Consider the following 21,706-nt stretch of genomic DNA (forward strand, 5'->3'; position numbering starts at 1 on the left):
TCGGCGATTTGGGAGGGTGGAAATGAGAGTCTCGAGAAAAGCATTCTGCGCCGCGCTGCTTTGCGCGACGGCGATCCCGGCCGGCATGGCGATCCTGCCGGCAAGCGCACAGGAAGCGCCGATCGCCTTCGAGCTGCCGCCGCAGGACCTGGGCGTGACGCTGCGTGCGCTCGCCCGCCAGGGCGGCCGCGAGATCCTGTTCGCGGACGAGGACGTTCGCGGCAAGCGGTCGCCAGCGGTCCGGGGCAGTTTTACCGTCGAGCAGGCGGTGCGCCTTGCCATCGGCGGCACCGGCCTCATCGTCGAGGAGCAGTCCGGCGCGCTCGTCGTGCGGGTGCGTCCCCAACCGGCCGAGGAGAGCGCCGGGGATCCGGCGATCACGGTGACCGGAACGCGCATCCGCGGCGCGACCGGACCCTCGCCGGTCATCGTCATGACGCGGCGCACATTGGAGGCGCAGGGCCTGCCGGACATGGCAAGCGTCTCGCGGATCATCCCGCAGAATTTCACCGGAGGGCAAAACCCCGGGGTCGCGGGGGGCGGTGACCAGGGCGGCTACAACAACATCAACAACTCGACGACGCTCAACCTTCGCGGGCTGGGCTCGGACGCGACGTTGACGCTCATCAACGGTCACCGCCTTCCTTACGACGCCGTCAACCAGGGCGTCGACATCTCGACCATTCCGCTGGCTGCGCTCGAGCGCATCGAGGTGATCACCGACGGCGCATCGGCACTCTACGGCTCGGACGCGGTCGGCGGGGTCGCCAACCTGATCCTGCGCCGCGACTATGACGGCCTTCAGGCGAGCGCCCGCCTCGGCGCCTCGACCGAAGGCGGCAATTTCCAGCAGCAATATTCCGGCGTCGGCGGCGCACGCTGGGCAGGCGGCGGCTTCATGGCCGCGCTCGACTTTAGCAAGACCACGCCGATCTACGCCGACCAGCGAGACTATACGCGCAGCCTCCATCCTTCGCAGATGATCGCGAGCGGCGGGCGGCAGATCAGTGGCGTGCTTGCGGGGCACCAGGACATTGCCGGCTGGGCCTCGCTGGAGCTGGACGCCCAGCTCGCCGATCGCCGCGCGCGCAAGACCAACGCCTTCTCGGTGACCGACCCGGCAACCTATTTCGGACAGGTCAACCTGCCGGTGGTGCGCTCCTATGCGATCACGCCGTCGCTGCATCTCCGGCCCGGCGGCTGGGAGGCAACGCTAGAGGCGACGCAGGGGGAGAGTTCCACCGTCAGCACCGCGATGCGCTACACGGGCGGCGCCCTGCTGGTCGGCCGCACCGCCTATGACGACTATCTCACCAACTTCGAGGCGAGCGCCGAGGGGCCGCTGGTCCGCCTGCCGGGCGGCGATATGCGGCTCGCTTTGGGTGGCGGCTATCGGCGCTTCCGGCTCGCGTTCAACGTCCGGGCGACCAGCGGCGGCGTCACCCAGGTGATGCGCGACGCGGTCGAGCGGCGGGAAAGCCGCTTCGGCTATGGCGAGCTTTCGGTACCGCTGGTCGGCGCCGCCAATCGCATGCCCTGGCTCGAGGCGCTGCGGCTCAGCGCTGCTGTCCGCTACGAGGATTATAGGGGCATCGACGCGGTCGCGACCCCCAAGCTCGGCTTGGTCTATGCGCCGCATCCCGACGTCACGCTCAAATATAGCTGGGGGCGATCGTTCAAGATCCCGACGCTGCAGCAGGTCAACCAGCCGCGCGAAGCCATACTGCTGGACGAGAGCGAATTCTCGCCGCAGCCCGTCCCCGCGCTTCCCCCAGGCTCGACCGTATTGCTGCTGGCCGGCGGCAATCCCGACCTGCGCGCCGAGCGGGCGACCAGCTCGACGCTGTCGATCGAATTCAAGCCGCGCTTCCTCAGGGGCCTGCGCATCGAGGCGAGCTGGTTCGACATCGATTATCGCGGCCGCATCGCCGAGGCGGTCAGCGATTTCACGACGGCGCTGACCAACCCGGTCGCGGCGGACTTCGTGACCTTCGCCCCCAGCGCGTCCCTGCTGCAGGTGCTGATCGCGCAGGCGCCACTCGGCCTCGATAACCAGAGCAGCCAGGCCTATGATCCGGCGCAGGTCGCGGCGGTGGTGGACTCCAGCCTGCGCAACACCGCGCGCGAACATGCCCGCGGCGTCGATCTCGCGATCGACTACAACGCCGCGCTCAAGGGCGGCAGCCAGCTCCAGCTGGCGGCGTCGGCGAGCTATCTGGACGGCAAGCGCCAGCCCGTCGCCGGCCAGCCCTATGAGGGGCGCGCGGGCCTGGTCTTCACCCCGCCGCATTTCCGGGCCCATGGCTCGGCGAGCTGGCAGGACCGGGAATTTCAGCTCTCGGCCTCGGTGAACTATGTCGGCAGCACCCTCGACAATCGCTTCCCCCAGGTCGAGACGATCGGTGCCTTCACCACGCTCGACCTGAGCGGGGCGTTCCGCCCTGCCATCGCACATGGACCGCTCGCCAATCTGGAGTTCCGGCTCAACCTGCAGAACCTGCTGGACGAGCAGCCCGATCCGATCCGCAATTCCTCGGCCTCGTCGATCCCCTTCGATTCGACCAACCAGTCGCCGATCGGCCGCTTCGTCAGCTTCTCGGTGACCAAGCAATGGTGAGCCTCCGCATGGCGCTCGCCGTCGCCGCCTCGCTCCTGGCACCTGCGGCGGCCTGGGCCGCCCCGGACTGCACCGACCTGATGCCGTCCGGGGCACGTTTTCCCGCCCGCAACCTCGTGCCGGAGGATCTGGTCCGCCTGCGCGACATCGGGCCGGTCGATCCGAACCAGCAGGACGAAGGGCTGTTCTCGGTATCGCCGGACGGTCGCCACGCCGCGTTCCAGCTCCGGCGCGGCGATCCCGCCAGCAACGGCTTCTGCCTGGCGATGCTGGTGGTGGATCTTCGGACCCGCGCCGTGCGCGTCGTCGACCGCGGCGGGGATTTCATGCGGCTGCGCTTCGATGCGCGCGGCGTCGCAAGCTTCCCGAGCGGGTTCACCGATCCGGTCACGCCGCGCTGGTCGCCCGACGGGAAATCGATCGTCTATCGCCGCCGCGACCGCGGCGCCGTGCAGCTGTGGCGCGCCGAGGCGAACGGCAGCGGCAGCGAAGCGATCACCGACAGCATCGACGACGTGGACGCTTTCCGTCTCACTATCGACGGCCTGGGTATCGTCTATGCGACCAAGCCGGGGCTGCGCGACGCATCGGCCGCGATCGACAAGGAGGGGCTGTCGGGCTTCCGCTATGACGATCGCTTCGTGCCGGCGGCGGCCAGCCGCCCCTTCCCGCTGGCACCGATCGCGCGGGCGGCATGGTATCTCGACCTGGCGAGCCGGACGGTGCGGCCGGCGACGCCCGAGGAGACCGCGCTGCTCGACAAGGGCGCGATGCAGGAAGGCAGCTGGAGCGAGGCGACTTCCGTCGATGGGGACCGCGCCTCGCTGCAGGTGCCGGCCAGGACGCTCTACGCCGCGCGGGGCCGCCTTATCGTGACGAGGCATGGGCAGACGCTGACCTGCGGCGCGCCCGAATGCGCCGACGCGAACCAGCCCTGGTGGGTGGGCGGCAAGGTTCGGTTCGTGCGGCACGAAGGCTGGGCCAACAGCGTCACCGCGATCTACGAATGGACGCCGGGCACGCCCGGCGTGCGACGGCTCTACGCGACCGAGGACCTTTTCCTCGGCTGCGTGCCGACGGGAGCGACGCTCACCTGCCTGCGCGAGGGATCGCTCCAGCCCCGGCGGCTCGAGCGGCTCGATCCTGCCAGCGGCGAGCGGACGCCGCTGTTCGACCCGAACCCGGAGTTCGCGAGCCTAAAGCTGGGCCAGGTCGAGCGACTGCGCTCGCGCAACAGCTTCGGTATGGAGTCCTTCGCCGACCTCGTCCTGCCGGTCGGCTATGTGCCCGGGCAGCGCTATCCGCTCGTCGTCGTCCAATATAATTCGCGCGGCTTCCTGCGCGGCGGGACCGGCGACGACTATCCGATCCAGGCGTTCGCCAATCGCGGCTTCGCGGTGCTGAGCTTCGACCGGCCGCGCTCGGTCGGCTTCAAGTCCACCACAGACCCCGTCGAGGCCGAACGGATCAACCTCAAGGACTTCGCCGACCGCCGCAGCGTCCTCGAGGCGATCGAGAGCCCGGTACGCCTTGCGATCGAGCGCGGCATCGCCGACCCCGCCCGGATCGGGATGACCGGCCTGAGCGACGGTGCCTCGACGGTCCAATATGCACTGCTGCACAGCAAATTGTTCTCGGCATTCGCGATGAGCAGCTGCTGCTGGGATAGCAGCCTGCCGCTCCGCGTGGGGCCGATGGCAGCGCGGCAGTTCCACGAGATGGGCTATCCCCGGACCGTCGACGACGACGCAGCCGCCCAGGCTTTCTGGCGTGGCTTCTCCGTCTCCCGAAACGCCCGGGATATCCACGCGCCCATCCTCGCGCAGGTGTCGGACGACGAATTCTGGGTCGCGCTCCAGAGCGTCACGGCGCTGCGCGAACTGGACCGCCCGATCGACCTCTACGTCTTCCCGGACGAGCATCACGTCAAATGGCAGCCGGCGCACCGGCTCGCGGTCTATAGCCGGGCGCTCGACTGGTTCGACTATTGGCTAAACGGGGTGAAGGCCCCCGGGCGCGCCGGAGAAGTGGCATATTGGGAAGCGCTTCGCCACGGCCTGTCGGGGTCGGCCGGTGCTTCGGCGACCGCCCCGCCGCCCTGAAGCCGGCAGGACCGAGCGGGCGCCGGGGCGCCCGCTCGCCCCGCATCAGTCGTCGTGCAGGCCAGTGGGCTTCATCCAGCCGAACTCGTGATCGGAGATACCCATCACGGCTCCGCGGGTGTCGGCGCTGACGCTGCCGAGCTCGACGATCTTCCTGTCCTCGATACGCATCTTCAGTCTCCTGTTTGCAGGTGCAGTCATTGGTGCTCGAGCCGGTCAGGCGTGCCGGGGCGACGGGAAGACCAGAGGGTCGCCCATGCCTCGACATTGACCAGTTCGAGCAGGCGCACATTCTGCTCGCTGGCAGTCGGTCGCCCGGGCCGGAGAGCCTCCTCGATCGCGCCGGGATCGAGAATTCCATGGGCAGCGAGCTGCCCGTCCATCAGCCGCTCGCGCAGTTCGTCACGCCTGCGCCGCACGATCTCGCTGCAGAACGGGTCCGGCGTTCCCTTGACCCTGCGCTCGACGATCGTGGCCGGAAGCCGCTCGGCAAAGGCGGTTCGCGCCATCGCCCGGTCGCGGCCGCCCTCGCGCCACTGCCAGCTCGGTATGGCGAGGCAGGCCTCGATGATCGGCTGCGACAGCAGCGGATTGACCACCGGCGCGGTCCGGCTGCGATCGGACTCGAGCGTCGGATGCGCGCGCACCAGGCCGGCGATATGGACTGCCCTGCCGGGCAACGCCCAGAGCGGAGCTTCTAGCCAGGGGTGAGACAGCTCGAGGTCGCGGAGCGAAGCGATAAGGTCGGGATGGAGGAAGGCCGGGCTCGGCTTCCAGTGATAGGCGGGCGCCCGTCTGGCGATCGCCACCGCCGCGCGCGTGACCCTGAGCGGCCCGGCGCCCGTCTGCCGGCAGATATCGCGCAGCGTCGCGAACGCCCCTGCACCGGGGCCCTCGTGCAGGGCGCGGTCCGCCAGCGCTACGGCGGACTGCGAGAAGCCGAAGACATTGTCGCCGCCATTGCCGGTGAAGAACGCGTCCGCACCGATGCGCGCGGCCGCCTCGCGATGCGCGACCTCATAGGGCTGTGCCTCAGCCCGCCCCAGCGGTCTGGGCAGATGGGCGCCGAGCGCGCGGCCGAGATCGACGGCGTCGAGATCGTAGCGGGCGTCGACCAGCGGCAGGCCGAGGCTGGTACAGACGGTCTGCGCGAAGCCGCGCTCATCGCCGGCCGGATCGTCGGTGTACATGGTCATGCAGGTCGCGCGGCTACCGCCACGCGCCAGGCACGCGGCGACGATCGAGGAATCGAGGCCGCCCGACAGGCTGAGCAGCGGGTGCCGGTAGAGCGAGGCCCAGGCGGCGACGCACTGCTCGACCACCCTGCGCAGGCGCTCGGCGGTGGCGGCGGTCTCCTCCCCGGCGTTCGGCGCGACGAAATCCCAGGGCGACCAGCCCGGCAGGGATCGCTCGGCGCCGTCCTTCAGCGCAATGGCCGCACCCGGGAAGAGCGTCGTGATGCCGCCGAGCGCGGTCTCGATCGTGGGGAGACCGCAGGAATAGAGCATTCGTCCGAGCGCATCCCAGTCGACACCCTCCGGCGCACCGCCCGCCATCGCCAGCAGCTCGACATCGGACGCGAGCATCGCGATCCCATCCGCTTGCGCCCGATAGCAGGGCAATGCCGCCGAGGGGTCGCGCAGGATCTCGACCGCGCCGCCCTGGGTCCGGACGGCGAGATAGCCGCCCCAATAGGATTTGAGCAGCGCCTCGGTCCCGCCGCGCGCCAGGACGCTGCGCTCGGCAGCGCCTAGCGCCTGGATGGCACGCGCCGGCCCGTGCCGGTGGAACAGCGTGCCCAGCACCACGCCGTCGCAATCCAGTTCGAGGCAGCAACAGGCTTCGTTGACCAGCACCGCGAAGCACGGCGTGCAGCGCGCCAGCCGCAGGCCGGTCCGCTCGGCGATGCGCTGCGCGCCTTCGGCGAGCTCGGCGCTGGCCGTGACGAAGACGAGATAGCGCGGCCTCATGGCAGCACCAGGATCGGGGTGTAGAGCCGCACATTCTCCAGCTCGCCGACGATCACTGCGTCGCCGCACTGGACCCAGCTATGCGCGGCAAAAGGCTCGAGGCGCACCCCGAAGACCAGTGCCCCCTCCTGGCCGTGCCGCTGGCACAGCCGGCGTGCCGCGATCGCCCGGGGCAGGCATTGGTCGGCGGCGCGCAGGAGCGTCGCGCTGGTCACGAACGCGCCCGCGACCTGGCGCTGCCGTGCCTCGTCCGGTGCTCGGCCGCCCGTGGCTGTCCGCTCGCGCACCAGGCGGGCGGCGATGCTGGCCATCGGCCGCAGCTTCAGCCACCAGCGCGCCTGGAGCTGGCCGGCGATCGCCGCCATCACATCGGTGGCCGCAGCGCCGCGTACGTTGTCGAGGCCGAAGTCCCGGGTAGCAGCGGGATGCATGGTGGCCGCGGAGCGGCTGCCTTTCCCGGCCACGATGACTCCGCAATCGAGGAGTGGCGCCAGCGCGTCGGGGGCGAGTATCTCGCCCGCGGCCCAGCGCCGGAAGAGCGTGTCGGCCATTTCGGGCAGGCAGAAATAGCGATTGGACGTCAGGTCCAGGAATACGGCCCGGTCGGCGCATAGGCACCATGACAGGCCGGGGCGGAGGATGTGCGACATGGGGATGCGCCGGAAGGGCGCGTGCCCATTGGGCACGCGCCAGGTCCGTCAGTCGTCGCTGAGCTCGATCTGCTTGCGGTGACCGAACTCCGTGTCGGCGGCGCCGACCGGAAGGCCCTTGGTGTCGGTGCTCACGACACCGAGCTCGATGGTCTGTTCGCTTTTCATGGCATTCCTCCATTCACGAGAAACGTCATGGCCATGACCAGACCCAATGTACCGGACTCAGCACATATGAGTAGTTTATAATCCAATTATAATCCGATTGTTTTCGTCGAGGCTTATTGTGCTAACGAAGCCGGGCGGGAAAAGCATGTCTTGGAACATGCGCCACCACCTTTGGCCGCGAGGCTTGGACATAGTGGTGGCCACCCGGCCGCGCTGGTCTATGTGACAGTTTTATTTCCAGATGATATACTGTCCATATCGGACTGAAAAAGCCGATCACTCCGAAATCGACTTAATCATCATCGCGGGGTTCGCCAGGCCGGGCGCTCCGGTTGCCGGCTTTCTCCCCGTGCACGGGTGCCGCTGCCGATATCCTAGCGAATGGGCGCGCCTGCCGGCGCCAGCACGATTTCGCCGGCCCGGCTGGTGTCCACGCTCCGGTTGAACAGCGCGCCAAGCCGCCTTGCCAGCAACTCGGTATCATCGACCCGGAACCGCCCGGACACGCGCTGGCCGGCGAGCGAGGCGTCGGCCAGCCGGATCGGCCGGACTGCCCCATGGTTCGCGAGCGCGACCAGCTCGGCGACGGGCGTTGCCTCGAACTCGCGCGCGGCGGATGGCGCGGACGTCGCGCCGGCCGGTGCCGCGGGGGTCGCCGGGACGTCGGGCTGCGCCGCGAAGGATACGCCTTCGCCCGCCGCGAGCTTGCGGATCGGCGGCTGCGGCGAAGTCGGTGCACCGGGCAGCGCTACATCGACGGCGCCCTGCACGAGGCGGACGTCGACCTTGCCCGAGCGCGTCAGCGCGACTTCGAAGATCGTGCCGCGCGCGGTCACGCTCCCCCCGCCGGCAAAGACGATGAAGGGGCGCTGCTCGTGCGCGACCTCGAACCGCGCCTGGCCCTGTAGCAGCCTCAGGCCGCGCTGCCCGCTCCCGATATCGACATCGAGGATCGTCCCGTCGCCGAGGCGCACGGTCGAGCCGTCGGCGAGCCGCACCACGCGCGCCTCGTCGGCGATCGTCGAGATCCTGCGATGCTCTGTCGTGCCGGCAATGGCTTCGTGCTGGTCTCCGGCGGGCCCCGACGGGTGCATGGCGACCCAGGCGCCGCCGCCGACCACACAGGCCGCGACGGTGGCCAGCGCCATGGCGAGGACCGGCCGGCGCCGAGTCGGCGCAGGAGCGGGCTCGCCAGGTTCGGCGAGCAGCTTTCCCATCGCGAAGACCTCGGCGGCATCGTTGTACGCGACCCGGTGCGCCGCTCCCTGGGCAAGCCACACTTCGAACTCGGCGCGGCTGGCATCGGCATCGGGACCGCGCATGCGCGCGAACCAGTGCGCGGCCTCGCGGGCGAGCGCATCGTCGCCTTCCTCCGCCTGGCCTTCCGGGATGGTCATTGCTTCAGGTCCCTGCCGATCTTCAGCAGCGCTTCACCCATATGCCATTCGACGGTACGGATGCTGATGCCGAGCTGAGTCGCGATCTCCTTGTAGCCCAGACCCTCGACCCGGTGCAGCACGAACACCTCGCGGGTGCGCGGCGGCAGCGCGGCGACCGCCGATCGATAGCGTTCCCGCATCTGCGCGACCTCGATTCCGTCTTCCTGGGTGGCCCGTGCGGCCGGCTCGTTCGCCTCGTCGATCGGCACGTGCGGTGTGCGGTTGGATACGCGGCGCGATCGGTCGATGAGCAGGTTGCGCACGATCCGGTTAAGGAACGCCTCGGGCTGGCGCAGCCCGTCGCGGGCATCCGAGCCGAGCAGGCGCGCGAACGCATCCTGCACCAGGTCGTTGGCTTCCTCGCTCGAGCGCAGGCGTGCATCGAGCCAGCGCCGCAGGCGAGGTGCCTGCTCGCGGTAGAGCACATCGAAGCGTGCCTGGCCGTTGCCGCCGCCACCGGGCGACTGGTCAGGGTCGTCATCCGGCCGCCGCATCGCGCTATCGCGCGCAGCTGCCGCCGCGCGGTGCGCGGGCGAGGAAAGTCGATCGCACGAGAGCCTGTCTCGTGCCGGGCAGTGCCTTGGAGGTTACCCCCGACCGTGATGGCCGGAAGCGCTTGATGCCTGGCGGTCAGTCCGCAGCGGGCTGCCGGCTCGAAACCGCGCTGCAGCCTGAGTCTGCGTCAGTTCGCGGGCATTCGCAACAGCCGGCGGACGGACTTGGACACCGCCTCCTCCACCGACCGGGACCGGGCGCCGCATGTCGGGCACGCCGCGGCACCCCGCAACCCGGCGATGCCGGGTGCTCCGCTTGGCGCTTCGCCCTGCGGTGCGGGCCACCGCTTGTGGCGTGCCCGGTGTGCGTCTCCTCCGGCCCCGGCGGGCCGGCTGGAAGGAGCGTTTCCGATGTCCGATATCGATCCCAGGCTGGTTGCGCGCATAGGCGCCGCGGTGGCCGCGCTGCCCGAACCCGAGCAGACAGTGTTCCTGCTCCATGCCGTCGACGAACACGACTTCGCCACCGTCGCCGCCCGGCTCGGCATCGGCGTGGACGAGGTCGAACGACTGCTCGCGAGCGCGCTCGTGCGGCTCGGCCGCGATCTCGGCGCCGATGGACGCTGATGGACGACCGCTCGGAAATGGCGCTTGATCGGCGCTCCGGCGGTTGCATCGCCGCCCCGGCACTCTAGGATTCCGCGCATGCGTACCGATCTCGATCATCTGCCAGCCGCCAAGCAGCGCGAGCTCGAACGCGTGGTGCAGATCCTGTTCGAGGAGTTCCGCGACGCGACCGCGACCGCCACGGTCGACTGGAAGCGCCAGGCGCGTATCCTCAAGGTCATCCTCTACGGCAGCTATGCGCGCGGCGGCTGGGTCGACGAACCGCATACCGCCAAGGGTTATCAATCCGACTTCGACCTGCTGATCGTCGTCAATCACGAGAAGCTGACCGACCGCGCCGCCTTCTGGTCCACGGCCGAGGATCGGCTCAATCGCGAACTGGCCGTTACCAAGACGCTACGCACGCCGGTCAACTTCATCGTGCACACGTTGCATGAGGTGAACGACGGGCTGGCGCATGGCCGCTACTTCTTCATGGATGTTGTTCGCGATGGGATCGCGCTGTACGAAAGCGACGGCACCGAGCTGCACGAGCCCAAGCCGAAGACGCCGCAGCAAGCGCTGGCGATGGCGAAGGAGTATTTCGCGGAGTGGTTTCCGGCGGCAAACAAGCGCTTCGACGGCGCCAAATTCCATATTGAACACGGGAATTTGAAGGACGCCGCGTTCGACCTCCATCAAACTGTCGAGCGACTTTATCACTGTGTTCTGCTCGTATGCACGTTCTACACGCCGCACGTTCACAATCTTGGCTTCCTCCGCACGCAGGCCGAACGGATTGATCCGCGCCTTATCGAGGCTTGGCCGCGTGATACACGCGCCAGCCGCGGGCGTTTCGAGAAGCTCAAGGAAGCCTATGTGAAAGCGCGTTACTCGAAGCACTATCGCATCAGCGAAGAGGAGCTGGCTTGGCTCGGTGCGCGCGTGGAAGAGCTTGGCCATACCGTGCAGGTCATCTGCGATGAGCACATCGCAGCGCTTGGACGATCCGCAGCTGCATAAATCGTGCTGCCGCTAACATCAGCTTCGCGCCCTAGTCGCCGTCGTTCCGCTCGCGTACACTCGGTCCCAAGAAACAGCCGCTCTGCGCGTGCCGCGTAGCGTAGCTTATTGGGTGCGGCCGTTCCCCCCCCCACACCACCGTTCGTCGATGAGCTGATCGACCTGACCACGCAATGGTCAAAGCGTAAATTGCGATGTCCTCTTCTGCGGCGCCTCGAAATTTCGTGCCCACAAAGCGTTTTGCTATAGCTTGGTGCGACATAGAAGGCTGTTGACGACATGCAGCGAGCACCCTCCGATCAAACACCAAGCCCCAAGGCTAGCAGTCCGCAAGTAGCCGACGATATCGCGGTTTTGCGTGGCGCGCTGGAGGCTTTGAGCGCCAGGACGGAAGCGTGGGAGCAACGTTCGGACGTCACTACGCTGGAGATTGTGCGCGGACTCGATATGTTGTTTTGCGCGCCTCTTTTTATGGCACGCAATCGTGACCCGGTGGGCCGGATAGAGCGCACGCTTATGAGGACGGGCTGTAATCGCGCATTGTGGCTCGTATTGCCGTCCACGCCGATCGCGGCAGTTCCGCGATGGGTTCCTTCCCACCCCACCGTGCAGGCGAAGGTAGATCGATGTCTGTTCGATTGCGGCTCGCTTCAAACCGGCGAGCGCCTGCTTCAATGGCTGCGAGAAGGACTCCTTGGGGCGACATTTCGCGAGCATGACGGCGAACCCGTACTAACACTGCATAGTGCGGACCCTTCGTTGTACGACGAACATCTTGGCAGTGCGGGGCTGGCATGGGCGAGCGGGGACAGGATGAGAGCCGGGCGCCCGCTGGCGAATGAACTGGCCAAACGCTTCAAGACGGTCGCGCGCGAGATTGAGCGGAGCTGTGATCTTGTCGAGGGGAACATGCCGGTCTCGCTCGCGTCGCTCAAGTTGGACGCGTTGTTCCAAAGCGTAGCCGAGTATTACTTCACCGGCACGCGAGGTCGCGATCTGATTGGTGACGAGGACACGTTCGGCGGCCTTGCCTATAGTGCCTACGTCGCGGTCCTGACGGCACTTGCGGCTCGGGGCCATAGGCACCTGGCAGACGTATCCGCGTTGCGCATCCGCTATCCCGATGCCGACTTACGCACGTTGCTGACAACTCTGGTGGAAAAGCGGACGCTCATCGAACACGTACACCTCATAACCGACCTGCCTCACGAAGTCATAGAGCAAGCGCTTGAAAGTATGACGCTCACCGGGAAGAACGCGGACCTGCATCTCGGTCACGAGGAAGGGTGTTGGGCACCGCTGATCGAAACCAATGCCGAATGGTTGATCGCGCCGCTCTTCGGTCTCGAAGCGAACCCGTTCATGTTCCTGCTCCGGGACCTTCGCTTCCGATACCCTTCGGAATGGTTCGAAGCGGCAAATCGCAGGGAAAAGCGCTGGCTCGAGGAGCTTGAGCTTGAGTTCGCCCGCGACGGAATTCGGACCAATGCAAAATGCGCCAAGCTGAAACGCGACGGCAAGGTGGTCACCGACGTCGACTATGCGGTCTATGAGCCTGCAACGAACGAGCTGACCGTCTTTCAGTTGAAATGGCAGCAACTGGTCTCGGGCGACAATCGTTCTCGCCGGAGCCTCGGGAAAAATCTGATTGAAGAGTGCAATAAGTGGATCGACCGGGTTTCCGACTATGCTCAGGATTTCGGTACCGATGCCTTGGCGAGGGTACTCGGATTCTCCACGCCGGAGCCCCCCCAGCTAAGGCTGATGGTGGTAGCGCGATATCATGCGCACTTCAGCGGGTACGCCGATCATGATCGACGAGCCGTCTGGACGAGTTGGGACAATCTGCGGAAGGCACTTCGCAACGTGAGAAAGGGCACCGTCAGGCAGGTCATGGCCTTCTGCGCCCGCAATGAGCGTGACCAGCGCGGAGTCTTCAAGCCCGAAAGCTTTGCATTTCCGGTCGCCGATCTGGGGGTGATGCTAAATCCAACCCGTGAGCCCCATGCCTGACTCGAAGCCGGCGGCTCGGCCGGACGAGCGTCGGGATAGGCTAACGCCGGAACAGCGATCCCTCGTGATGAGCCGCGTCAAGGTTCGGAATACCACGCCCGAGTTACTGTTACGTCGCGCGTTGCACAGCCGTGGCTTGCGCTATCGCCTTCACGACGCCCGGTTGGTCGGTCGGCCCGACATCGTACTACGCCGATGGCGAGCCGTCATATTCGTACACGGTTGTTTCTGGCACGGTCATGATTGCGCCCGTGGCGCCCTTCCCCAGTCGAATGTCGGGTTCTGGACCGAGAAGATATCCGCGAACGCGCGCCGCGATGTTAGCCAGGTCGACCAGCTTCGCGCGCAGGGTTGGCGGGTCGCGACGGTTTGGCAATGCGCGCTGCTGGGCAAAGGTCGGCTCGGGGCGGCTGCGGTCGCGGAAAAGCTAGATGGGTGGCTTCGATCGGCCGACGACCTGTTGGCGGTAGCCGGGCGAACGAACGAGACCTCGTTATTGGAAACCTCGCGCGTCTAGTTTTGCGCGTAGTTCCGCAATGCTCAAGGTGACCCCACGCCGGCGGTGGATCATTCGATGGCAATTCGCGCAGACCACAGCCAGGTCATACAGGGGGTTCGTGAGGCGAGCATTCTCCGCCTTGCCGAGCGGCGACAGGTGATGGACCTCGCAAAATCCGGCTCCCCATTCACCGTAGGCAGCTTCGAAGTCGAATCCGCACGCCGTGCATTTTGCGCCGTGCAATCTGATCGCCTGAGCTCTCAGGCGAGGATCCCGTTCAACTCTGCTAGACAACACGACCTTTCTTCCGCCTTCGGTCCGCGAAGTGACATCCTCTTCGTCGGCGCCGCCGCCTTCATGGGATGAAAGATCGAGTTCGGAGGGATCGATCCGGTTCCATGCTAGGGAATGGAATCCCGAGATTAGGTCCCAGTGATCCGGCCGGCTTAATTCGGAACAACGGTCGAAGACGATCTGCATATCCGGAGTGAGCGGGCGGGCCTCGCGTTCGGCGCCCGTCGAACGCCAACCGACTCGGCCGTTTGGGAAGAATCCGTCGAACTCGTCCCGCGTGTTTTTGAGAGCGTGACCGAATTGTCGGATCGACCGCCCCCCGGAAAGGCTACGATAAAAGCAAAGATAGGTGTCGGCCCACGTTGTGGCGGCGGCCTCATGCGGCGGCACGCTTTTGCCGTCGGAGCCGACCGCGCCGAATCTCGAAAGGAAGCAGCCGACCGTCATCAACTCCGCCGACCGTTGCATCTACCAGTCTCCGTCCGGGGAACTCAGGCGTCCACGAAGTCGACGCCGACACGCGACAGATGATGCCCGGTTACATGAAGCAGGCGCAGCGCGAATGAGCTTCTAAGTTGCGATACCACGCGATAGGTGGTCAGGCCGAAAGCAGCGGGTGCCGCTGCGGCTACACCCTTCCTCCCGCGCTTCGGCGCCGAGGCGGGGCGTACGGCGGAAGCCTCCACAATCAACCGCTGAACCTTCTCGCCCGACACACCGTAAAGCACCGGTTCTCCCGTTGGCTCATCGATCGCCGTGGTGGTGCCGTTGGGCAGATAGATGGCTCGCAAGTCCGGCTGACGAGTTTGCTCGTGCAGAACCCGCAGTACCTTCGACCCATCCCTTACCGTAACGACGATCCGGTCACCCCGACTAAGATCCCCCACCAGATTTTCATCATGCAGCTGAATCACTTGCACGATACGCGACTGGTCCTCGCCGCGAGGAATCAGGTCGCAAGCGGGTGACACGGCCAGCCAATATTTACCCGCTGCCGCATCAAAGAGGACGGAGCCGGTGGTGATGTGCGAGCCGCGATATTCGTCCGAGACCATGAAGGCATTTACGGAGGTGATCACTTTCCCGCGCCAATCCGGCTCGGCTTCGTCCATCCAATGGGCGAGTTGCCGGGCGCGAGCATATCGGTCGCTCTCAGCCGGCCGGTGAACCAGCGGTTGCGCGAGCCGCTCACCCAGCAGATCGGCTCCGCCCGCGGCAAGCCTGTCGTTCACCGCCAGCCGGTGGCGCATCATATCGAGAAAGCGATCGATCAGGTCTTCAATGGAGCCTCGCCGAGCGGCGTTGCTCGCGGTGTCGTTGGCCGCGGCATCGTTTGGCAGGAGATATAGGCCGAGGCCGACGCAAAGATCATCCGCAAGCCACCGCGTGTGGTCGGCGATCGACTCCTGTTCGAGGGCGTTCTGAATATCCGAGAGCAAAAGGCGGTACAAATTCGGATGCCACGCGCGAAGAGCAGCGCCGAGCTTCGTCCAGATGAGCTGGCCTTCGTCGACGTCCTGATTTGCCTGAACCTTCCTGACGATCGTGACGAAGCAACTGCCGCATTGAACCCAAAGATCGCTCGCTCCATAGGCGCTGGACCGGATAGGAAGGATCGAGTCCGATTCATGTACATAGTCGCCGACAAGCCGCTTGATCCAACGTCGCCGTAAGGTGTCGAGCAGCTTGTTCATTAAGCCCCCCGCGAGGCCGGCCTCCCCCACTCTCTTTACGAAGTCTTTTCGCCACTCTTTGGGTACGTCGCCTGTGGCCAACCAAGACAGCAAGGCGGAACCGTCGACTTCAGCATTGATCGGATCTTCGAGAAAATCGTTGGCAGTCGCTTCTTCTTCGGGAGTCAGCACCGCCCGTTGATCGGGCGGCGTCAGACCGCGCATCGCTGCGGCCACCGCCACGGCAACGGGTGCGATTTGGTCGGCGGTATACAGAACGACCATATTAAAGTGATCGGTATTCGCGAGCCGCCGAAGAATTTGCAGTGCGGGCTCGGGCTTGTCTCCATCGAGCTTGTAATCAAGTACGATCAGGTCGCTCTTTCGAACCTTGTCTATCAACTCGAGTCTGTCATCACCAACGTTGCGCCAATTCAGCACATCACAGATCAGCCCGCGTCGATGAATGAACTGATAGATGCTCTTGGCTCGTGAAGCCTCCTTGAAGGCACTCGCGTCCTCGGTCCCGATCTGCAAATAGTCCGGAAACTGATCGTCGATGAGCACCGCAGTGCGGATCGCGTGATCCCGAAAGCTCGCTTCGATCGCTGCGCCGTAATCGATTTCGGCAACATCAGCCACTGCTGGAGACCCCCCTGATCTCAATTATGAAGTTCGCGCCCGGGAGAACGTGCGGATCATCATCCGTAGCATATCGAATGATGTGCCGACCCGCCTCAAGATTAACTCTCGCCAGATACAGTCCAACACCTCTGCCGGCATTCCGACGCGTGAAGAAGAGCTGGAACAGGCGTCCAATATCGTCCTTGTCGACGCCGGGCCCGCTATCGGCAACCACAATCTTTTCGTCCACAAAGTCGAGGTGAATCCGGCGAGACTCTTGCCTACCTACCCAGTAGAGAGAATTGTTGACCAGATTCACGAAGACCGGGAATATCCGCGACGGAAGTTCAGTAAACTCGATGCCCCGAAATGCCGGGGAAGCGAAGAACTCCACGTGATCTCCCTGGAATATCTCCCCAAAGAATTCGTTCACATAATCGGCAATGCGGGCGCCGGTGATCCGCTCTCTTATTCGAGCGCCAGCTAGCTGCAACGGCGAAAGGAAGCGCAGCTTTTCGGTCAGTGCATGATGAGCGGATAGCGCTTGGCTGAAGGCGCGGTTACCCTGGACCTCCTGGGGCAGGCGCTCCAGATTTCTGGTAACCTCGCTGTCGAGCATTTCCAGTTCGTGCGCGATGATCTCCACAGTGATACCGAGCTGCGCTACCGCGCTAAGATCGCGCACGCGCCTTTCGAGTTCTTCGCGATCCTCGTCGACGGCCGTCAACGCGGTCTCGGCATCGATGCCTTCCAGGACCGCGGCGACGTTACGAATGAGTGGCCGGTACCGATCGGCAAATTCCGCTTCCAACTCGCGTCGGTTCAATTCGAGTAGAGAAAGTATATCAACGAGGTTGGTAGAGGTCGAAAGGTTGCGAAGGAACGGTGCCGTCGCTTTATCGTACCGCTCCTTGTCTTCCGCCAAATCTCCCGTCCAGAGCCCCGTCGCCGCACGAATATTCTCTCGAATCTGTTGCTGATATCCATCGAGCTGCCTGTTCAAAGCATCACGATGGCGCGTCTGTACGGCTCGCGCGACTTCGCGCGGTGACGCGATGCCATCCTTTGCTTCCAGATCACGTAGTACGTCGTCCGATATCCGGATAAGTTCACGCGCGTCGTCGAGCTCGTCCCGAAAGCTGCGATATCGCTCTTCCGAGCTGCCCAATGACCTCGGTACATCAGTGGGGGTAAGGCCCGTGATGTCGGCTCGCGTCTGCTCAACTTCGCCCCTCAGCACCGCAATATCCTCGCGATTGGGGTCTTCCCTGAGATCCTCGATCCGAGCGGAGATGCTTTGCGCGCGAGCCGCGACCATCGGCATTCGCGCGACGGCATCTTTGAGATAAGCGCTGAACTCGGCTCTGCGCTTTTTTCGAACCTCGTCCGCCGCCTTTTTGCCTTTGACGTTGCGGCTTTGCGCTTCCGCGATGCGCTCACTCCGCTCCGGAGCATCCGTCCCGAAATAGTCCCTCGCTAGCCCGATAAGCAGCGACTGCACAAGTATTCTGAGTTCGCGGCTCGCTCTATTCTCAACCAGTCCTTCACGTCCGGCTTTGTCGCGCAGATACGGATTGGCCGACCGGGTGAAGGCGAGGCGTCCGAAACTGCGCCGATGTGCCCAGAAATAGCGCCCGGCATGCTTCTGACGCGTCTCTTCGAGCGAGAAGAAATCCGCGTCTGCCGATCCGTAAGGCATCACGCGCAAGCTGTCGCGATAGACGCGCACACCGCCGTACTTTTGAACCTGAGCCGCGAGATCGCTGTGGCGCCGAGCATTGTGCGACGAACTTGTCGCGACCTGCTCGAACGTTCCGATGCAAAAGTCGAACGGGCCGGGCTGTTCGCTGGGAGCGCTCGGCAGCGGGCGAGGCGGAGGAATTATGCGCTCGCCCAAATCTTTGCCGAAGGCCTTTATATTTCCGCGAAAGACACCCGCAGCGTCGAACGATCCCTCAACCGTATGTTCGAGATCACGAAACTGCTCTAGATCGAAGATGTCGGACGAAGCCAGAATTCGCCTCGGAACCTCCCCGCGATAGGCGAGCACCTCGTATTCGAATTGGACGGGCTTTTCAGCGAGCGTGTCGGTGAAGCCGGTCAGAATATCCTTGAGCCTGCCCTTTACGCGCTCCGCTTCTTCATCCTCATGGGAGGAACCGAGCCAAACCGACAGTTCATGGTGTGCGCCGAGCATGAACAGAGCGGTGCCGTGCGTGTCCAACTTGGCCATCACAGGCCATTCATCCAGATGGCGCTGCTCGATCGGCATCCGAAACCAGAATTTGCGCAACGTCTCGGCGGTCGGTGTGCGGCCCTCATCGCGCTCCTCTTCCGAAAAGCGTTCCCAAGCCGGGTTGGGGCGTTGCGCGCCGTCCTCATCGGTAATGCTTAGATTGCCGAGTAGTACGTCAGCCATTGACGCGAGGCCCGAGAGCACCGTCGACGGATCGGCAAAGGTCCGAACCGGCAGCGTAATGTCGTCGAGCGAAAGATAGGGGTTCTCGAAAAGGCGCCAGTCCACGAGGACCGCCGACATCGTGCCGTTTTCTTGCTGAGAAAGGACGAGTGTCGCTGGCGCGAGAAATGCGGCAGAGAGACGCCCGATGCCCTTCTCGCCCTGACGCTGGCGAGGCGGACCCTTGAAAAATTTCGGCGGCGGGGGTGGCGGCCCGTCTACTTTCGATTCCGTCCCGACGACGAGCCAGCGGTCGGTGAAGTCCGAGGCAGACATTCCCACGCCGTCGTCGAACACCGCAGCGATCACCGGGTCGCCGTCGAAGATGTTCAAGGATACTTGGGTCGCATAAGCGTCCCATGCGTTCTTCCACAACTCGCTAACGGCCGTCGGCGCATCGGCGATCTGTCCGCGGCCCAGATGATCGATCGTGCGCGCGCGCGTTTTGAACGCAACCGTCTCCAACTCTGGCTGAGCGGCTACTTCTCCTGAAGCAGAGGCCTCAGGCATCGAAATGCCCAATCAGAAGTCCATGATAGGGTCCGGCGGAACCTTTCCGACCCACACTCGGCGCGATCAATCTACTCGATCGGTTCTGAGGGGGCACGCGGACCGCCTCATGCATCGGCGGCGCCAATCGCAGAATGAAGATAGCGCGAGAAATATTCGGCAAGCCGGGGCGGCACCGCGTTGCCGATCATCCGGGCGACGGGCTCGATTTTATCGATGGGGTAGAAGATATAGTCCGGCGGAAAAGACTGCAGCATGGCGGCCTCTCGCAGCGAGATGCCTCGCAATTGATCCACGTCGAAATGGCCGAAACGGCCGTTCGAGATGCTATGGCATTTCGTGGTGATGGTCGGCGACGGACGGTCCGGACTCATACGCGTATATACGTCCGTGAAACACCGGACGTGGAGCTTCTTGTTTACCTTGCGATGGCAGGCCAGCGATAGATCGCCGTGCGGCGTATCCTCGAGATAGATGTTTGATACACCCGGACGAGCGGCGGCGAGGCGTTTCAAGTTCAGCTCACTCAGCGTGCGGGTCTTGTGATTGGGGATTGTGGGATGGATAGACCCCGCACCCAGAGGCGGTAGATGGCCGATGGCGGACCGGACGGTTTTCACAACATTGTCCGGATCGGCGACAGGCACATGGAGTTCGTCACGTCCGTCGGTTGATAAGAATTCCGGACGGACAAGCGCTTTCCGTACCGCGATGAGAATTGAGCGCTTGCGATATTGCGGAACGCCGAAATCCGAGGTGCACACGACCTTCGTGCCCGTGACGTATCCGAGACTCTCCAGAGCCTCTCGGAATTCCTGCCACACGCCACCGTACCTGGGATCCTTGATCCCTTGGACGTTCTCAGACAGGACCATTTCCGGCTTGAAATGTTCGACGAACTTCGTCGCCTCGGAAAGCAGGTTGCTATCCTTCTCCCGTCCTGCCTTTCGCGCCGCACTCAGCTCTTTGCGGGATAATTTCGTAAAGGGTTGGCAAGGGGCGCAGATGGCGAAGAGCAGCGGCGCCGTGGGCACCTCCTGCTTGTATTGCATGATTAGCGCGTCCAACTCAGCCATGAGTTCGCTCTGTTCGCCCGCGGAATAATCCTCACTGCGCGGGAATATGTCCCGATGTAAAAACCGCGGCGCCGTGAAGTCGAGCTTCTCGTTGGAGTTGTTTTCGACGTAAGTTTCTCTGCAGCGCGTATCCTTATCGACACCTGCGAGGACGTAACCTCCGGCGTCGATCAGGCCGCGAGTCGTCCCGCCAGCGCCACAGAAAAAATCGACCGCTAGGAAGGAGGGCTCCCTACGCTCCGCCGCGCTCTTCGATCGTGCGCTCATTTGGGGTCTCCTGAGGGTGCGGTCGCGCAAGCCAGCGCTTTGATTTGATCGACTTCGCCTCGATCGAATAAGCGCCAACCGTTTCGGTCGCGCTTGGCGGCTTCGGCAATCTTCCCTTGCTTGATCCATCGCAGCAGGGTGGGCTTGGATATTCCCGCTTCGGCCGCTGCATCAGCGACGTGCCAGTGCTCGCGTTCTGCCATCGTCACCCCCAAAGTGCAGTTGACTATATTCAACCCTGATCATCGTCAACACCTAGGGCCCGTGCTCGAAGGGTTACTGGGACAAGACCGATCCCAATGGTTTAAGCGATGTGGAGGCGAGGTTAGCAACAACGTGCTAAGAAAATGTCATACCGGCCGTAAACTCGCTCGGAAGGCATGACGAGCATCAATCGACATAAGCTGCCCGGCCGAGAATACTCGGCGCTGCCATCGCTTCTGATTAGAGCTGACGAGATTTGGCGGCACCTAAGGAGCCTCCGAAGGCATCAATCTTGAAATCTTTGCTCGACACCGCGTCTTCCGAGCGGTGGAGATCAGCTTGACGCTAGGCGAGGCAATACAGCTGCCCGATCCGCACGAAGAAGCCGACTTGATGGCGCCGAAGCCGAAGCGCGACGCTTATGCGCGATCCCTTTTTACTAGCCGCAAGCGATCGCAATGGCAGCTTTCATGCGTGGTCGCCGGAGGTGACCGGCAAGGGCCGTGCCGCGCTCAAACGGTCCCGTGTGATCCTCAGAACGCCACTGACGCGCAAAGATCCCCGTTTCGAGGATGGTCGAGCGGCGGTCATACGCCGACGCGGGCAGCACGCTGGCAACTGAGCGCGACCGGCATGGATCGATACCGTAGCGGTCGTAAATGCGCGATAGCGTCTCACCGGGAAAAGCAGCGAGAAACGCCTCGTAGTGACCGGCGCCCGACGCTACCGGCAGGCAGGCGATGCGGTGGCCGGCGAGCGCGACGAGATCGACATCGATGTCGGCGCGGGTCTGGCCTTCACCCAGTACGCGGTTCAGCCGGACCATGTCGTAGAGTTCGAGCGCGACCGCCTTACCGTGGCTGTCGATCGTAGCCGGCAGCGCGCCTCCGGCCATGCCGTCGGTGCGCAGCTGGGACAGCCGCATGAATGCCTGGTATGTCGGGCTGGTGGCCAAGACGCTTACGCGATCGACGCTTTTCTTACCCGCCTGACCGCCGGATCAGGGGAGGGCATCGGTC

The 21,706-nt window shown here is 64.4% G+C and carries 16 protein-coding genes; 5 read left to right on the forward strand and 11 right to left on the reverse strand.

The genetic code is table 11. The annotated features are described in order from the left end of the window. The first annotated feature begins 22 nt into the window (after positions 1 to 22). A complete protein-coding gene (locus P6144_RS16375) occupies positions 23 to 2,617 on the forward strand; it encodes a TonB-dependent receptor (RefSeq protein WP_277768868.1) in 2,595 nt (864 codons plus the stop codon). Further along, positions 2,611 to 4,719: an Atxe2 family lasso peptide isopeptidase gene (locus P6144_RS16380; RefSeq protein ID WP_277768869.1), complete on the forward strand. Its 2,109-nt coding sequence runs from the start codon at positions 2,611 to 2,613 to the stop codon at positions 4,717 to 4,719. The genes P6144_RS16375 and P6144_RS16380 overlap by 7 nt, the downstream gene beginning before the upstream one ends. 45 nt (positions 4,720 to 4,764) lie before the next feature. Here P6144_RS16380 and P6144_RS16385 read toward each other — a convergent pair whose 3' ends face one another. The 5 genes from P6144_RS16385 to P6144_RS16405 form a co-directional block, all read right to left on the reverse strand. Continuing rightward, positions 4,765 to 4,890, reverse strand: a complete 126-nt coding sequence (locus tag P6144_RS16385) for a hypothetical protein (RefSeq protein ID WP_277768870.1) — start codon at positions 4,888 to 4,890, stop codon at positions 4,765 to 4,767. 26 nt (positions 4,891 to 4,916) lie between these two features. Further along, complete coding sequence (locus P6144_RS16390; RefSeq protein ID WP_277768871.1) at positions 4,917 to 6,689, reverse strand: asparagine synthetase B family protein; 1,773 nt, start codon at positions 6,687 to 6,689, stop codon at positions 4,917 to 4,919. Further along, on the reverse strand, positions 6,686 to 7,339 hold the full coding sequence (locus P6144_RS16395; RefSeq protein ID WP_277768872.1) for a lasso peptide biosynthesis B2 protein: 654 nt from the start codon (positions 7,337 to 7,339) through the stop codon (positions 6,686 to 6,688). Before P6144_RS16395 ends, P6144_RS16390 begins: the two co-directional genes overlap by 4 nt. 542 nt (positions 7,340 to 7,881) lie before the next feature. Beyond that, positions 7,882 to 8,904, reverse strand: coding sequence for a FecR domain-containing protein (locus tag P6144_RS16400; protein WP_277768873.1), 1,023 nt, complete (start codon positions 8,902 to 8,904; stop codon positions 7,882 to 7,884). Beyond that, positions 8,901 to 9,440: a sigma-70 family RNA polymerase sigma factor gene (locus tag P6144_RS16405; protein ID WP_277768874.1), complete on the reverse strand. Its 540-nt coding sequence runs from the start codon at positions 9,438 to 9,440 to the stop codon at positions 8,901 to 8,903. Before P6144_RS16405 ends, P6144_RS16400 begins: the two co-directional genes overlap by 4 nt. A gap of 411 nt (positions 9,441 to 9,851) precedes the next feature. Between P6144_RS16405 and P6144_RS16410 the strand changes: the two genes are divergently transcribed. From P6144_RS16410 to P6144_RS16420, 3 genes are all read left to right on the forward strand, one after another. Beyond that, complete coding sequence (locus P6144_RS16410; RefSeq protein WP_277768875.1) at positions 9,852 to 10,067, forward strand: sigma factor-like helix-turn-helix DNA-binding protein; 216 nt, start codon at positions 9,852 to 9,854, stop codon at positions 10,065 to 10,067. Positions 10,068 to 10,145: 78 nt separating this feature from the next. Next, complete coding sequence (locus P6144_RS16415) at positions 10,146 to 11,069, forward strand: HEPN domain-containing protein (RefSeq protein WP_277768876.1); 924 nt, start codon at positions 10,146 to 10,148, stop codon at positions 11,067 to 11,069. A gap of 279 nt (positions 11,070 to 11,348) precedes the next feature. After that, the gene (locus P6144_RS16420; protein WP_277768877.1) at positions 11,349 to 13,082 is read left to right on the forward strand and encodes a hypothetical protein; all 1,734 of its coding nucleotides are present in this window, start codon (positions 11,349 to 11,351) and stop codon (positions 13,080 to 13,082) included. Positions 13,083 to 13,575: 493 nt separating this feature from the next. Here the strand turns inward: P6144_RS16420 and P6144_RS16425 are convergent, their stop codons facing one another. The 6 genes from P6144_RS16425 to P6144_RS16450 form a co-directional block, all read right to left on the reverse strand. Further along, on the reverse strand, positions 13,576 to 14,343 hold the full coding sequence (locus tag P6144_RS16425; RefSeq protein WP_277768878.1) for an HNH endonuclease: 768 nt from the start codon (positions 14,341 to 14,343) through the stop codon (positions 13,576 to 13,578). Between the two features lie 23 nt (positions 14,344 to 14,366). Then, positions 14,367 to 16,190, reverse strand: a complete 1,824-nt coding sequence (locus P6144_RS16430; protein ID WP_277768879.1) for a response regulator receiver domain — start codon at positions 16,188 to 16,190, stop codon at positions 14,367 to 14,369. Beyond that, positions 16,183 to 19,152: an ATP-binding protein gene (locus tag P6144_RS16435; RefSeq protein WP_277768880.1), complete on the reverse strand. Its 2,970-nt coding sequence runs from the start codon at positions 19,150 to 19,152 to the stop codon at positions 16,183 to 16,185. Before P6144_RS16435 ends, P6144_RS16430 begins: the two co-directional genes overlap by 8 nt. Positions 19,153 to 19,247: 95 nt before the next feature. Next, a complete protein-coding gene (locus tag P6144_RS16440; protein WP_277768881.1) occupies positions 19,248 to 20,483 on the reverse strand; it encodes a DNA cytosine methyltransferase in 1,236 nt (411 codons plus the stop codon). Beyond that, positions 20,480 to 20,686, reverse strand: a complete 207-nt coding sequence (locus P6144_RS16445; RefSeq protein WP_277768882.1) for a helix-turn-helix domain-containing protein — start codon at positions 20,684 to 20,686, stop codon at positions 20,480 to 20,482. The genes P6144_RS16440 and P6144_RS16445 overlap by 4 nt, the downstream gene beginning before the upstream one ends. Positions 20,687 to 21,126: 440 nt before the next feature. Continuing rightward, on the reverse strand, positions 21,127 to 21,612 hold the full coding sequence (locus tag P6144_RS16450) for a hypothetical protein (RefSeq protein WP_277768883.1): 486 nt from the start codon (positions 21,610 to 21,612) through the stop codon (positions 21,127 to 21,129). Between the last annotated feature and the right edge of the window lie 94 nt (positions 21,613 to 21,706).

Source organism: Sphingomonas sp. HITSZ_GF, from assembly GCF_029543155.1.
Classification (GTDB): Bacteria; Pseudomonadota; Alphaproteobacteria; order Sphingomonadales; family Sphingomonadaceae; genus Sphingomonas.